Raw genomic sequence first — 13,916 nt, 5'->3', positions numbered from 1 at the left:
GCGTTTTCTTGCTCCTAAATCCAACCACCACGGCCACGAAATGTCCTTGCAAAGAGGATTTGTTTTCAGCAAAGTTTCGAAGATTATTGCGCTAACCGTCCATTTTTCGAAGGTTCTTCGAATGTCTGACCTCGATAGTATCGATCTTGCGATTCTAAGGGCGCTGCAGATCAATGCCCGTATCACCAATGCGGAGCTCGCCGACAAGGTGGGACTATCGCCTTCCGCCTGTTCGCGCCGGCTCGATATTCTCGAAAAGAGCGGTGTCATCGGCGGCTATCATGCGCGGCTTTCGCATAGGGCGCTCGATTACAAGATGATCGCCATCGTACACATCTCGCTGTCCGGCCAGTTCGCCAAGACGCTGTCAGAATTCGAGGCGGCAGTGAAACGCTGTCCGAACGTGCTCGTCTGCTACCTGATGTCCGGCGAATACGACTATATCCTTCGCGTCGCCGCCCGTGATCTGGAAGACTATGAGCGCATCCACCGAGACTGGCTTTCGGCGCTGCCGCATGTGGTGAAGATCAATTCGAGCTTTGCGCTGCGCGAAATCATCGACAGGCCGAATGTCGGCCTTTGAGCCCTTGCAAAGCCCTCGAAATCCTGCCCTAGCTTGATGTTGCGGGCGTCTCCGCTTTGACGGCAAGACATGAAATCCAAGACTCACGGCTATATCTTCCTGCTCCTTGCACTGACGATCTTTTCAGCGCAGGACGCGATCTCGAAGCATCTTGGTTCAGCCTATTCGCCTATCTTCGTGACGATGGTGCGCTATTGGGCCTTCGGCCTGTTCACCGTGGTTCTGGCCGCGAAAATGCGCGGTGGCATCGCCGCCACCGCCCGCACGAAACATCCCTTTCTGCAGGTTTCACGCGGTATTCTGCTTGCTGCGCAGGTGGTGCTGGCAATCACCTGTTTTGCGCTGATCGGGCTGGCGCATTCGCAGGCGATCTTTGCCGCCACCCCCATCATCGTCGCACTGCTTGCCATTCCACTGCTTGGCGAAAGGGTTGGCTGGCGCCGATGGACGGCGATCGGTGTCGGGCTTTGTGGCGTGTTGCTCATCATCAAGCCGGAGGGCGGGTTCTTCGACGTGAACCTGCTTCTTGCCGTCGTCTCCTGCGTCAACTTCGCGCTTTACGTGATCGCCACGCGTTACGTCAGCCGGCGGGATTCGGCGATGACGAGCTTCTTCTATACGGGTGTCGTCGGGGCTCTCGTCATGACGCTTGCAGGCCCTTTTTACTGGACGCCGATTCAGGGCTGGGACTGGATGTGGATGCTGGCCGTCTGCCTGACCGGAACATCGAGCCACTATTTCCTGATCCGCGCCTATGACAGTCTCGATGCGGCGGCCGTCCAGCCGGTTACCTATATCCAGCTTGTCTATGCTTCTATCCTTGGCGTGCTCATCTACGGGGAGGAGCTGACGCTGAACATGATCGTCGGTTCGATCATCGTGGTCGCGGCCGGCATCTTCACGGTGTGGCGCGAACATGTCGTGGCGCGGCGAGCGGTCGTGCCGAATTGAGACTTTCGCAGCAATTTTAAATAAGCGCCTAAAGGCATTTCAATCTTCGCTGCCTATGCTCCTCCCGAATTCGTCACGGGGATAAGCATGATACGCAATCTCAAGATCACGGCCCGCAAGGCCGACCGCAGGAGCTGCCGCGTTTTTGGCAAGATCCGTTATCTGAACAACCAGGTAGATGCCCGCATCCTGGATATTTCTGCTACGGGTGCAGCACTCGAAGTCAAAGCGCCGCTTCATGCGGCCTCGGGCAGTAAGGTCCGCATCGAAGCCGAAAATCTCGGCCTGCTCGAAGGCGTCATCCGCTGGACACATAATGGTCGTGTCGGCATCCAGTTCGACGTGAATTCCAATGCCCGCGCGCTCATTGCCTCCTATTTCCGCTTCTTCCATCGCGAAGTGCCACGCGTTCGGTAAAGCTTTCCAGAGCGGTGCCGCTTTGGCGGCATCGTTTTTGCCATTCTGTCATTTTCGCGATGTACTCCTTTGCCAATCATCCTAAGTTCATCGAACCGGGTGATGCATGATGTCAAAAGGAGTGTTTCCATGCCTTCCATTCTCGATGTGCCTGCAATGAGCCGTCGTTCCCTGCTTGGCGGTCTTGCCGCCACTTCCGCTCTGGTGCTGCTGCACCCGTTCAGCGCCCGCGCTGCCGCAAACCAGGCGCATCTGCGGCTCATGGAAACGACCGACATCCACGTCAACGTCCTCCCCTATGACTATTATGCCGACAAGCCGAATGACACGATGGGCCTGTCGCGCACGGCAACGATCATCGACACGATTCGCGCGGAAGCCGTCAACTCGCTGCTGATCGACAATGGCGACGTGCTGCAGGGCAATCCGATGGGCGATTACATGGCCTATCAGCACGGCATGAAGGATGGCGACGTGCATCCGGTCGTCAAGGCGATGAACACGCTCGGCTATACGGTCGGCACGCTCGGGAACCACGAATTCAACTATGGCCTGGACTTCATGTTCAAGGTGCTGAACGGTGCGAACTTCCCGTTCGTCTGCGCCAACCTGACCAAGGGCCAGCTCGCCTCCGATCCGAAGCAGGACGATCTGTTCTTCAAGCCCTACATCATCGTCGAAAAGCAGATCAAGGACGGCGCCGGCAATGAAAGCCCGGTCAAGATCGGCTTCATCGGCTTCGTACCGCCGCAGATCATGCTGTGGGACATCAAGAATCTCGAAGGCAAGGCGCAGACGCGCGATATCGTTCAGGCCGCCAAAGCCTGGGTGCCCGCCATGAAGGAAGCCGGCGCCGATATCATCATCGCCCTGTCCCATTCCGGCATCGATGGCTCAGGCCCATCCGAGAAGATGGAAAACGCCTCGCTGCATCTTGCTGCCGTCGAGGGTATCGACGCGATCTTCACCGGCCACCAGCATCTGGTCTTCCCCGGCCCGAAAACCTGGGATGGCATAACCGATGCCGATCCGGTCAAGGGTACGCTACATGGCAAGCCCGCCGTCATGGCCGGCTTTTGGGGTTCGCATCTCGGCCTGATCGACCTGCTGTTGGAGAAGGATGGCAACAGCTGGAAAATCGTCGCCTTCACCTCCGAAGCACGGCCCATCTACCATCGCGACGACAAGAAGAAAGTCGTTGCCGACGTCACCGATAAGAAAGAAGTGGTCGAGGCCGCCAAGGCAGAGCACGAGGCAACGCTTGCCTATGTCCGCACGCCTGTCGGCAAGACCTCCGCGCCGCTCTATTCCTACTTTGCGCTCGTTGCCGACGATCCCTCCGTGCAGATCGTTTCGCAGGCTCAGACCTGGTACATCAAGCAGATGCTGGCCGATACGCAATTCAAGGATTTGCCGGTTCTTTCCGCCGCAGCCCCTTTCAAGGCCGGCGGCCGTGGCGGCGCGGACTACTATACGGATGTTCCGGCCGGCGATATCGCCATCAAGAATGTCGCCGACCTCTACCTCTATCCGAACACGGTTCAAGCGGTCGCCATCACCGGTGCGCAGGTGAAGAACTGGCTGGAAATGTCCGCCGGCATGTTCAACCACATCGAGCCCGGCGCGAAGGATGCGGCTCTCCTCAACAACGACTTCCCATCCTACAATTTCGACGTGATCGATGGCGTGACCTATCAGATCGATCTGTCGCAACCGCCGAAATATGATTCGTCGGGCAAGGCCGTCAATCCGGACTCCAACCGAATCCAGAACCTTGCCTTTAAGGGCAAGCCGATCGATCCGGCCCAGAAGTTCGTCGTCGTTTCCAACAATTATCGTGCCGGTGGCGGCGGCAGCTTCCCGGAAATCGCCTCCGACAAGGTGATCTTCCAAGCGCCGGACACCAATCGCGACGTCATCGTCCGCTATGTCCATGATCAGGGCACGATCAACCCGTCCGCCGACGGCAACTGGACCTTCAAGCCCCTGCCCGGCACGACCGTCGTGTTCGAAAGCGGCCCGAAAGCCAAACAGTATCTCGCCGACGTCAAGAGCGTGAAGATCGAGGATGCCGGCGAAGGCACCGAGGGCTTCGCGAAGTTCAGGCTGGTTCTCTAAAGCCGCAGGGGCGCGGTTTCTTCAACCGCGCCCCTTTTGCTCAAGCAGTTTCGGCCTCAGCTTCGATGCGACGAAGAAGCAAGCCGAGTTCGGCCGGCGGCTTCTTTTCGATCCGGCGATATTGCCTGCCATCGCGGGTGCGGTGGACAAGCCCGGAATCGAAAAGCTCGCGGCGCAGCAGTGCCGCATCGCCGAAGAGATGCAGGCGGCTCAGCAAGTCGCTGATTTCGCGCTCCGTCAGTTCCGTATTCGCCGGTATTTTCGACCACAGGAACCATAAGCAAAGCTCCTGCAGCCCCCTCTTGCCCGGCCAGCGGATCAGTCGACCATTGCCATCGAAATGGCGCGATGCCCTCAGCACTCGGTCTTCGTCCGGCAAAGGCTGGGGATCCAGCTTCAGGCTCCAGTCCTTCAGCACTTCGGCGGAGTGCGCCACACTGCGGAAATGCTGGTAGTTGCGATAACCCGCCGCGCGAGTCAGCAGATTGAGCATCTCGACATGGCTCGGCCTGTCAGCGAGCACTTCGATCTGCTTGCGGAGAGATTTGGCAAAAGCCGAAAGATCGGCGATTTCCATTGGAAAGATAGATCTGGTCACGTCTTATCCTCAACGCGCCGTTCCCTGAAAAAGGTGTCGGTGGTCGCCGGCTTTCGACTTCGGCACAGGACAAGTGCTGATGATCTTTCTAAAGCAGGTTTAGCTTCCCTTGCGGGACGGCGACGCCTCGGTGAACTGCAGACCGTGACGCCGTTATAGCAAAGGCCGGAAACCCGTCAACTGTGCGGCTATTCCGCAGCCTCGCGAATGGCGTGCAGTCCGTCGATGCCCAGCATGTTGATGAGTTCGCCATGGCTCGGGCACATGGAGAGTCGCCGGCGGAAGGCTTCGATCAGCCACTGGCCGGCAGGACCCGGCGGGTTGGCGGCCTTGCGCATGGCGTAGATCGGGTATTCGCCCTGTTCGTAGGCCTCCAGTTTGATGGCGACCAGATTGCCCTTCATGATATCGTCACCGACGAGAGACACCGGCAAGCCACCCCAGCCAAGACCACCCTTGATGAGCTGATGCTTGGTCGCAATGTCGCTGACGCGCCATGTCCTGTAAGACAGAACATTGAAATCCCGCCCTTTGGTAAGCCCGGAGGCGTCGGAGACCACGAGCTGGATCTCTTCACGTACATCGGCCAGCGTCAGGGGCCGCTCGATACGCGCCAGCGGATGATCGGGCGCGACGACAGGAACCATGAAGGAATAGCCGATCTTTTCAGCTATCAGCGAATCTTCCTGCCTCACGAGCGCGCCGCCAATGCCGATGTCGGCCTTGTCGCTCAATACCATGTCCATGACCATGCCGAGCTCGCCGACATTGAGGTTGAGCGCAACGCTGGGGAATTTCTCGCGGAATTCGCGCAGCTCCATCATGACGGCATTGGCTGGCACCATCACGCTGATCGCCAGAGAAAGCTCAGCTTCCAGCCCCTGCTTCATGCTTTTCACGCGGGCGCGCATGACTTCGAGGTCAGCCATCAGGCGGCGGGCGTCTTCAAGCATCGCCTTGCCGGCATCCGTCAGCTTCGGCTGGCGGGCGCCGGAGCGCTCGAAGAGCGGCACTTCAAGCTGGGCTTCCAGATTGGCGATCGTATAGCTGATGACCGATTGTGCGCGGTTCAGCACACGCGAAGCGGCCGAAAAGCTGCCGGTTTCGGCAACCGTCAGGAAAACCTGCAATTGATCCAGTGTCGGGTTGGGAAGCATCTTCCATCCAATCCATCGATAATTTTGATCGACATTATCCCAGTTTTTTCGATACTTGGCCAGCCTTATTTCTTGTCTCGAACACAGCGGCCCACGCTCCCAACCGGCTGCTGAACCGCAATTCGAGAGGAAATTCAACCATGTCTTCCATTCTTCTTCTGACGTCCAGCCCGCGTTCAGAGTCCCTTTCCACGTCGATCGCCGTTGAACTCGCCGATAAGCTCAAGGCTCAGAACCCCGGTAGCGTCGTCGTTCGCCGCGACCTCGCCGCCAACCCGCTGCCGCACATTGACGATCTCTTCACCGCCGCCATCCGCAAGCCGCCGGAAGCCCGCACCGCCCAGGAAGCTGCTGCCGTCAAGACTTCCGACGAACTCGTCAACGAGCTGCTCGCAGCCGACAGCATCGTCATCGGCACGGGCCTCATCAACTTCAACATCTATTCTTCGCTGAAGACCTGGATCGATAATGTGGCCCGCGCTGGCCTCACCTTCAAGTACACCGAAAGCGGCCCGGTCGGCCTCGCCACCGGCAAGAAGGTCTATGTCGTCCTCGCTTCCGGCGGCGTATATTCCCAGGGTCCGGCTGCCGGTATGAACCATGCCGTCCCTTACCTGAAGTCGGTTCTTGGCTTCCTCGGCATTACCGACATTGAAACCATCTATGTCGAAGGCCTCGCTTTCGGCCCGGAAGCTGCGGAAAAGGCCATCGGCGCCGCCAAGTCGCGCGTCGAGGAACTCGCTCTCGCTGCCTAACCTGCAAATTCAAAAGTTCCACTCGAGGGGGCCGGCGCAAGCCGGCCCTTTCATTTTGCCGAGAAACCATCGACGAAGGACCGGACCGTTTCCAGGATTTCTTCAGAGAGTTTTTCGTCGTCGGCAATGCGTGCAAGGCCGACCGCACCCGTCATCAGGCACGAAACGATGATTGCTTTGCGGCGTGCGTCAGCCTCGTCGACCGCGTTCATGCGGCCTGTCATGTTTCCAAGATTCGTCTTCAGCTGGTCGGTCGCAAGCGAGCGGCATTTCTCGCCGCTGCGGGCAAGGTCGGCGGTCAACGCGGCAAAGGGGCAGCCACCGCTTACGTCATCGCGATGGACCTCGCTGAGGTAATTGGCGGAATATTCCGCCATCGGAATATCTGCCGGCGCCCTGCCCTGCGAACGCACTTTCGCTTCCCAGGACCCGAAAGCCAGCTTCATGGCTTCGGCCACCATGTCATCGCGTGATGCAAAATGCTTATAGAAGCCACCGACCGTCAGCCCGGCCTCCTTCATCAGATCGGCGACGCCGATACCCTCGAGCCCCCTCTCCCGCAGGCGCCTGGAAGCAATCTCGACGATCCTGTCGTGCGTCTTCTGCTTTTCGAGTTGCGAGTGGCCCATTGAAAATCTCCCGACATACGGACTTGACTCAAGTGGATTGCAATCATAATCCTTGTAGATATCGATCATAATCCAGATCGAGGTATTTTCCAATAGGAGCCATTCCCATGCGTCTCAAGAACAAGGTCGCGCTGATTACCGGCGGCAACAGCGGTATCGGGCTTGCCACCGCCAAGGTCTTCGTCGCCGAAGGCGCGAAGGTCATCATCACCGGCCGCAACCCGGAAACGCTCGCAGCGGCCAAGAAGGCGCTCGGCGGCGATGTGCTGGCGCTGAAGATCGATCTCACGGACGTCGCGGCAGCGGAAAAGATCTTCGCCGAGGCTGCTTCTGATGTCGGCAAGTTCGATATCGTCTTTGCCAATGCCGGCATCGGCGGCGCAACACCGCTCGGCCAGACCTCGTTGGAACAGTTCGAAAAGATCATCAGCACCAACCTGACCTCGGTCTTCTTCACGGTTCAGTCCGCACTGCCGCATCTGAACGATGGCGCTTCGGTCATTCTCAACGGCTCCGTCCACGCCGTTCTCGGTGCGCCGGGCTGGTCGGCCTACGCCGCCACGAAGGGCGCCGTGCGCTCCATGACCCGCAATCTGGCCTCCGAGCTCGCGCCGCGCGGCATCCGCGTCAATCAGGTAACGCCGGGCGGCACGCGCACGCCGATCTGGTCGCCCTACGCACAGACGGAAGATGCGATGACGGCACTGGAGGAAAAGCTCGGGAATATGAGCGCGCTTGGCCGCATGAGCGAAGCAGACGAGATCGCAAAGGCTGCGCTTTATCTCGCCTCTGATGATTCCAGCAATGTCACGGGGATCGAGATTACCGTCGATGGCGGCATGACGAGCGCTCCCTCCGGCGCCAAGATCTTCCGCACTGCCTGAGCGGGCTTGGTCTAGCTGACTTTTACGACGCCGGAGCGGCCGACGACACAGTTGCGGCCGCTCTTTTTTGCCTCGTAGAGGCGGCTGTCCGCCGCCGAAAGCACAGTCGTGAAGCTGTCCCCATCTTCGTCGGCGGTTGCGACACCTATGCTCACAGATACGGAAGTGTCATCAGGCGTCTTCACGCTGGTCACAATCGTCCAACGCAGGCGCTCGGCGAGCAGCAATGCCTCCTCATGGCCAGTACCGGGGCAAACGGCAACAAACTCTTCGCCGCCGAAGCGGAAGATACGGTCGCTGGAGCGGAGTGTCGTTCCGAGCCTCGAGGCAATGGCCTTCAGAACCTCGTCGCCCTGCAGATGGCCGAACCCGTCGTTGACGTCCTTGAAATGGTCAGCATCGATGATGAGAACGGTCGCATACTGGCCCTGCCGCAGCGCCTCGCGCACCATCAGCGGTGCCTCCAGCTCCATGCGACTGCGGTCATAGACGCCGGTCAGCATGTCGCGGCCGGTGCGTTCCAGCAGATCGTTGTAGCGCTCACGGAATGTCAGATCGCCGAAGAGGTCGCTGATCGAGCGGGCCGAGGCGGCAACGCCGGCCCGGCGGATACGGTATTCGTAGATGGCAAACATCAGGGAATAGAGGCAGACGGCCAGCATCTTGGCTTTCCATCCGGCCCAGAAGGCCGCCATCGGAACGCCCATGAAATAGTGCAGGCCGCTGAAGAAACAGATCTGGTCAAAGGTCAGAACCACGAGGCCCGAGATCATGAAGCGCAGCACCACGCGCCTGCGCATGAAATCGCCAAGCTTTTCGTAGAGCAGGATGATGCCAAGCGAGTCGAGGTAGAGAACTGCCGTTCCCCACACCATCAGCCAGCCCATTTCCTTCAGGAAATCGACGTCTGCCGGATGACCGGGCGACAGCTCCAGCGGCTGGTGAAGCTGCAGTACCCAGGCAATGGCGACAGTCAGGAGATTACCGAGAAACAGACCATAGATCGGCTGGCGGACGGTCGCCGCATCCTCCTGCAGGTAGAGCATGAGGATCATCATCAGCTTGCCGGAAAAGAAGATCGAAGAACCCGGCGAGACGCTCCCGAACGGCAGGGAAACATAGAAGACCGCAGCGAGATAGGTCTCCATGAAATGCATGACGCCAAGCGCCGTCAGGAAGACGCCCAATCCGAGGCGCTGGCGAAAATGCAGGAGACTGACCATCAGCACGAAATAGCCGACGGCTTCGAAGATGAAGAGCGCGGAGTTCAAGAGCTCCATCACGGTCCTCCGCCTACAACAGGACCGCGCGAGAGAGCCACAGCCGCCGCAGCGGATCTTCTGGTCAGTCGTCCGGAAAGCTCAAACACATGCGGCGCCCTGCAAAACCTGCAGGCGCCACCTTCGCCATAATCCTTTAAGATTAGGTGAGCAAAGCAGCAATTTCCATCACGGAAATGCTGTCATAGTTTTGAAAAACAACGGGAAATGTCGGATCGAACAAATCCTGTCCGGCTAATGAGCGCTCAGACCTGCCGAAGCTTCTCGCCATCGCCGAAGAGGGAGGGGCCATGCTGATCGATGATCTGTTGCGCCTTGCGCACCGTGCATTCGATCGCATCATCGGACGAGGAAAAGAGATCGGCGCGAATGAACTTGCGCACGAGAACGTCCTCGCCAACCTTCTTTTCGATGCGGCCCGCTAGACGATACTGGCCGCCTTCCTTCTGCGGCTCCGCATAGATGGTGCAATCGCCATAGAGCTGCGGTTCACCGGAAGGACCCGCAGCTGCCTCGGTGGAGGATTTGCCGCCGCCGGAGAATACCGAAAGAATGTTTGAAAGGAACGAAGCCATAATCCGCCTTTAGCACGCAGTGCAGTGGACGCAAAGTCAAATGATCAGGTTTGCGAGGATCTCGTTTTCGGTAATGTCCTCGAAGCCCATGCCGGCTCGTTCGAAATTGGCGACCAGCGTCGCGAAGTTTTCCGGGTCCGTCGTTTCGATGCCGATGAGGATCGAACCGAAATTGCGCGCCGATTTCTTGAGATATTCGAAGCGGGCGATATCGTCATGCGGTCCGAGAAGATTGAGGAAATCGCGCAGCGCGCCGGGGCGCTGGGCAAGACGCAGGATGAAGTATTTCTTCAGACCGGCGTAGCGCATGGCCCTTTCCTTGACATCGGGCAGCCGCTCGAAATCGAAATTGCCGCCCGAGACGAAGGCAACGATCGTCTTGCCCTTGATGGCTTCCCGGTCCATGGCGGCGATCGCCGTCAGCGACAGGGCGCCGGCCGGCTCCAGCACCACGCCTTCGACATTCAGCATCTCCTGGATGGTGACGCAGATGGCGTTTTCCGACATCAGCATGACCTGTTCGGCCGAGAAGTCTTTGAGGGCTGCGAAATTCAGGTCACCGATGCGGGCGACGGCCGCGCCATCGACGAAATTGTCGACCTTGGGAAGGGTCACCACCTGCCCGGCCTCGAGGCTGCGGCGCAGGCTCGGCGCGCCGGCAGGTTCGGAAAAGACGAAATCGGATTTCGCGACGATGCCGTCGAGATAGCCGGTGATGCCGGCGGCAAGGCCGCCGCCGCCGACCGGCAGGACGACCATGTCAGGCACCGTGCCTTCGGGAAGCTGCTGCATGATTTCTGCGGCAACGGTCGCCTGTCCCTCGATGATATCGACGTGGTCGAAGGGAGGCACCATGACGCCGCCGATCGCTTCCACATGATCGCGGGCGGCCTTGTAGCACTGGTCGAAGAAATCGCCGATGAGCTCGATGGCGATGAAACCGGCGCCGAACATGCGTGTCTTGTCGATCTTCTGCTGCGGCGTGGTGACCGGCATGAAGACGACACCCGGGACGCCGAAATGGCGGCAGACGAAGGCAAAGCCCTGCGCGTGATTGCCGGCCGACGCGCAGACGAAAGTCTTGCCGCCCGCACCTTCGGCAATCGCCTTGCGGAAGAAATTGAACGCGCCGCGGATCTTGTAGGATCGCACCGGCGAAAGATCCTCGCGCTTCAGCCAGATATCGGCACCGTAGCGGGCGGAAAGGTGATCATTGAGCTGCAGCGGCGTAGCGGGGAAAAGGCTGCGCATTGCCTCTTCTGCGCCTTCGACATCGTGTCTTGTCACGGGCGTTCGTCCATTCTTCAAAAATCCAGACGTCGCTATGACACAGGCCGCTTGTGGAAAGAAGCCCGTTTGCGCCATTTGTGGTTCGCCCGATGAAAGGCTTCCTTAAGCGCGTCTTCAGATTGGGCCCAAGATCCAGGTTACGTGGACGGCTTTTAACTTGATGGCGTACAGCAATTGCTAATATGACGACACGATGACATCCAAGATCACAAAGCTTCTAGCGTGGCTTCTTCTCGCCTTCATCCTGTTCGTCACAGTTTCGCCGATCGAATTGCGACCCCACACGATCGAAACACCTGACATCGACCGTGCCACGGCTTACCTGTTGGCAGGGCTGGCTTTTGCCCTTGCTTATCCGAAACAATGGAAAACGGTTGCTGTGCTGCTGATCTTCGGTGCGGTCGGGATCGAATATCTGCAGTACCTGTCGCCGACGCGGCATGCGCGCCTTCATGATGCAGGCGTCAAGGCAGCGGGCGCAGCACTCGGCCTGGCCGCCGGCTGGGCTTTCAACAAGTGGCGTGAAGCGAAAACCGGGGCGAATGCCGCCGCGTAATTTGCCAGACGCTGACAACGGGCGGGGACGTTAGAACCCACATAGCTGCAAGACCCGGAAGAAAAGCGGCACTGCTGCCACCGCCGTTCCCGGTGAAGCCGTTGCACAATAGCTCGAGTTGGCACCTCAGCATTGGCGTCGTCCGTATGCTTTTAATTTCGAGGCAAGAACCGGAGTTCCACAGGGCCGATACGCACCTATTCCCAAGCTCAGGTCATCGAGCGGTTTCGATGATCCTCCCGAAACAGATCAGAGGATCCATTTCAATGAGCAAGGAAGAAGACAACAAGGCCGTCGTCGTGCGCTGGTTCACCGAATTCTGGGGCAAGGACGTCAATCTTGCCGTCGTCGACGAGATTGCGGCACCCGACATGCTACTCAAATACTCGCTGCACGAACCCCGCCGCGGCCATGACGACATCAAGGCATTCATGACCGATTTCCGCGCCGCATTTCCCGATCTCAACTTCTGGGACACGGCCGATCTCATTGCCGAGGGCGACTATGTCGTCGGCCAGTGGGAGGGCGGCGGCACCCATACCGGTCCAGCCTTCAACGACTTCCTGATCGGCGGTCTCCCGGCCGCAACCGGCCGCAAGATGCACTTCACCGGCACTACGGTGCTGAAGCTGATCGACGGCAGGATCGTCGAGGAGATCGGTCTCGATGACGGTGTAACCGCCCTCGCCCAGCTCGGGCTGATGAAGGCTGCCTGATCGAAGCATTCTACGTGCCGCCCCATAGCACGTGGCCATTCACTTTCGGTCGTCGGATGAGGTTCGCGCTTCCAGCGCGGGCCTCTTTTTCGTTTGAACAGCATCACTCCGATGCTCTTGACCAACCAGGGCATCAACGCCGGTCGGCAACTGCACTCCTCTCGGATGAAATCGGGTGGCTGCTATTTGGATTTGAAGGCAAGAATAGGAGTGTGTCCGACCGGATTTTGCAGGACGATCACTTCAATCATATGAGGCGATAAAACCATGACCACGGCCCACAAAGCTGCCATCCTGTCAGTCGCCGACGATCCTCGCTGGGCGCGTATCGTCGAGCGCGACAAGACTGCCGACGGACATCTCTGGTATTCAGTTTCGACGACAGGCGTCTACTGCCGGCCCTCGTGTCCCTCCAGGATTGCCAATCCCAGGAATGTCCAGTTCCATGACAGCATCGAAAGCGCCAGGGCGACCGGATTCCGGCCTTGCCAGCGCTGCAATCCGGAAAGACCGTCGCTCGAATACGAGAACGCGACCCTTGTCGCGAAGGCGTGCCGCATCATTGAGGAGAGCGAGGAAGAGCCTTCGCTTGAAGAACTGGCTGACAGGGTCGGCCGCAGCCCGAGTTACTTCCACCGCGTATTCAAGGCAGTGACCGGGCTGACACCGAAGAATTATGCCTCGGCACATCGCGCTGAGAAGGTCCGTGAGGGCCTTGCCTCCGGCAATACCGTCACGGAGGCGATGTATGATGCAGGCTTCAACTCCAGCGGACGCTTCTATGAGAAGTCGACCGGCATGCTCGGCATGACGCCATCGCAGTATCGCGCCGGTGGTGTCAACGAAGAGATCAAGTTCGCGGTAGGGCAGACTTCGCTGGGGGCCATCCTCGTCGCCTCGAGCAAGAAGGGTGTTGTATCCATCCTCTTGGGTGACGATCCGGACAAGCTCGTCCACGATCTTCAGGACCGTTTTCCGAAGGCTCGTCTGGTCGGCGCCAACAGGGACTACGAGGCCCTGGTCGCGCGCGTCGTCGGTTTCGTCGAGAAGCCGGGCGTCGGCCTCGATCTCCCCCTTGATGTCCGCGGCACCGCTTTCCAGCAACGTGTCTGGCAGGCGCTCCGGGAAATTCCCGTTGGCGAGACGATATCCTATGCCGAAATCGCTCAACGGATCGGTTCGCCGCAGGCGGTACGTGCGGTTGCCGGAGCATGCGCGGCGAACAAGCTTGCCGTCGCTATTCCCTGCCATCGTGTCATTCGCAATGACGGCGCTCTCTCGGGCTACGCCTGGGGCGTCGAGCGCAAGCGCGCCCTGATCGACCGGGAAGCGTCCGGTCCGGAGTCATCCGATCATGTGTGATCTGTTTGAAGGCATTGTCCCGCCGGACCCGCCACGGAGTGGCGA

Annotated in this window: 14 protein-coding genes and 1 pseudogene; 9 read left to right on the top strand and 6 right to left on the bottom strand. The window is 59.1% G+C overall.

Annotated features, from left to right (window positions below; translation table 11 throughout):
- Positions 1-121: 121 nt before the first annotated feature.
- From AB8B33_RS06930 to AB8B33_RS06915, 4 genes and pseudogenes are all read left to right on the top strand, one after another.
- Positions 122-583, top strand: coding sequence for an Lrp/AsnC family transcriptional regulator (locus AB8B33_RS06930; protein WP_439014794.1), 462 nt, complete (start codon positions 122-124; stop codon positions 581-583).
- Positions 584-652: 69 nt separating this feature from the next.
- Positions 653-1,534: a DMT family transporter gene (locus AB8B33_RS06925; RefSeq protein ID WP_439014793.1), complete on the top strand. Its 882-nt coding sequence runs from the start codon at positions 653-655 to the stop codon at positions 1,532-1,534.
- Between the two features lie 87 nt (positions 1,535-1,621).
- Positions 1,622-1,936 (top strand): annotated as a pseudogene (locus tag AB8B33_RS06920) (PilZ domain-containing protein); the annotation flags it as partial.
- Positions 1,937-2,080: 144 nt separating this feature from the next.
- A complete protein-coding gene (locus tag AB8B33_RS06915) occupies positions 2,081-4,069 on the top strand; it encodes a bifunctional 2',3'-cyclic-nucleotide 2'-phosphodiesterase/3'-nucleotidase (RefSeq protein ID WP_439014792.1) in 1,989 nt (662 codons plus the stop codon).
- 40 nt (positions 4,070-4,109) lie between these two features.
- Here the strand turns inward: AB8B33_RS06915 and AB8B33_RS06910 are convergent, their stop codons facing one another.
- Positions 4,110-4,667 (bottom strand): DUF2087 domain-containing protein, encoded by a 558-nt coding sequence (locus tag AB8B33_RS06910; protein WP_439014791.1) that lies wholly within the window; start codon positions 4,665-4,667, stop codon positions 4,110-4,112.
- A 188-nt stretch (positions 4,668-4,855) separates the two neighbouring features.
- On the bottom strand, positions 4,856-5,824 hold the full coding sequence (locus AB8B33_RS06905; protein ID WP_310383073.1) for a LysR family transcriptional regulator: 969 nt from the start codon (positions 5,822-5,824) through the stop codon (positions 4,856-4,858).
- A gap of 140 nt (positions 5,825-5,964) precedes the next feature.
- On the opposite strand from AB8B33_RS06905, the gene AB8B33_RS06900 reads away from it, so the two are divergent.
- A complete protein-coding gene (locus AB8B33_RS06900) occupies positions 5,965-6,579 on the top strand; it encodes an FMN-dependent NADH-azoreductase (RefSeq protein WP_113325199.1) in 615 nt (204 codons plus the stop codon).
- A 50-nt stretch (positions 6,580-6,629) separates the two neighbouring features.
- Here the strand turns inward: AB8B33_RS06900 and AB8B33_RS06895 are convergent, their stop codons facing one another.
- Complete coding sequence (locus tag AB8B33_RS06895; protein WP_439014790.1) at positions 6,630-7,208, bottom strand: TetR/AcrR family transcriptional regulator; 579 nt, start codon at positions 7,206-7,208, stop codon at positions 6,630-6,632.
- Positions 7,209-7,315: 107 nt separating this feature from the next.
- Between AB8B33_RS06895 and AB8B33_RS06890 the strand changes: the two genes are divergently transcribed.
- Positions 7,316-8,092, top strand: coding sequence for an SDR family oxidoreductase (locus AB8B33_RS06890; RefSeq protein WP_113183270.1), 777 nt, complete (start codon positions 7,316-7,318; stop codon positions 8,090-8,092).
- Positions 8,093-8,103: 11 nt separating this feature from the next.
- On the opposite strand, the gene AB8B33_RS06885 is transcribed toward AB8B33_RS06890, so the two are convergent.
- The 3 genes from AB8B33_RS06885 to ilvA all read right to left on the bottom strand — a co-directional run bounded on the left by AB8B33_RS06885 (position 8,104) and on the right by ilvA (position 11,234).
- A complete protein-coding gene (locus tag AB8B33_RS06885) occupies positions 8,104-9,375 on the bottom strand; it encodes a diguanylate cyclase (RefSeq protein WP_439014789.1) in 1,272 nt (423 codons plus the stop codon).
- A gap of 242 nt (positions 9,376-9,617) precedes the next feature.
- The gene (locus AB8B33_RS06880) at positions 9,618-9,947 is read right to left on the bottom strand and encodes an HlyU family transcriptional regulator (protein ID WP_007812996.1); all 330 of its coding nucleotides are present in this window, start codon (positions 9,945-9,947) and stop codon (positions 9,618-9,620) included.
- Between the two features lie 36 nt (positions 9,948-9,983).
- Entirely contained in the window at positions 9,984-11,234 is a 1,251-nt protein-coding gene (ilvA, locus tag AB8B33_RS06875; protein WP_439014788.1) for a threonine ammonia-lyase, read from the bottom strand.
- 196 nt (positions 11,235-11,430) lie between these two features.
- Here ilvA and AB8B33_RS06870 point away from each other — a divergent pair, with 196 nt between their 5' ends.
- The 3 genes from AB8B33_RS06870 (at position 11,431) to ada (ending at position 13,871) form a co-directional block, all read left to right on the top strand.
- Positions 11,431-11,793, top strand: coding sequence for a VanZ family protein (locus tag AB8B33_RS06870; RefSeq protein ID WP_113324660.1), 363 nt, complete (start codon positions 11,431-11,433; stop codon positions 11,791-11,793).
- Positions 11,794-12,059: 266 nt separating this feature from the next.
- Complete coding sequence (locus AB8B33_RS06865) at positions 12,060-12,509, top strand: ester cyclase (protein ID WP_439014787.1); 450 nt, start codon at positions 12,060-12,062, stop codon at positions 12,507-12,509.
- A gap of 267 nt (positions 12,510-12,776) precedes the next feature.
- Complete coding sequence (gene ada / locus AB8B33_RS06860; RefSeq protein WP_439014786.1) at positions 12,777-13,871, top strand: bifunctional DNA-binding transcriptional regulator/O6-methylguanine-DNA methyltransferase Ada; 1,095 nt, start codon at positions 12,777-12,779, stop codon at positions 13,869-13,871.
- The last annotated feature ends 45 nt before the right edge of the window (positions 13,872-13,916 follow it).

Origin of the sequence: Rhizobium sp. 768_B6_N1_8 (assembly GCF_051811225.1) — a bacterium.
Classification (GTDB): Bacteria; Pseudomonadota; Alphaproteobacteria; order Rhizobiales; family Rhizobiaceae; genus Rhizobium.
Note: the sequence above shows the minus strand (reverse complement) of the source record. Positions and strands in the feature narration are given on the sequence as shown.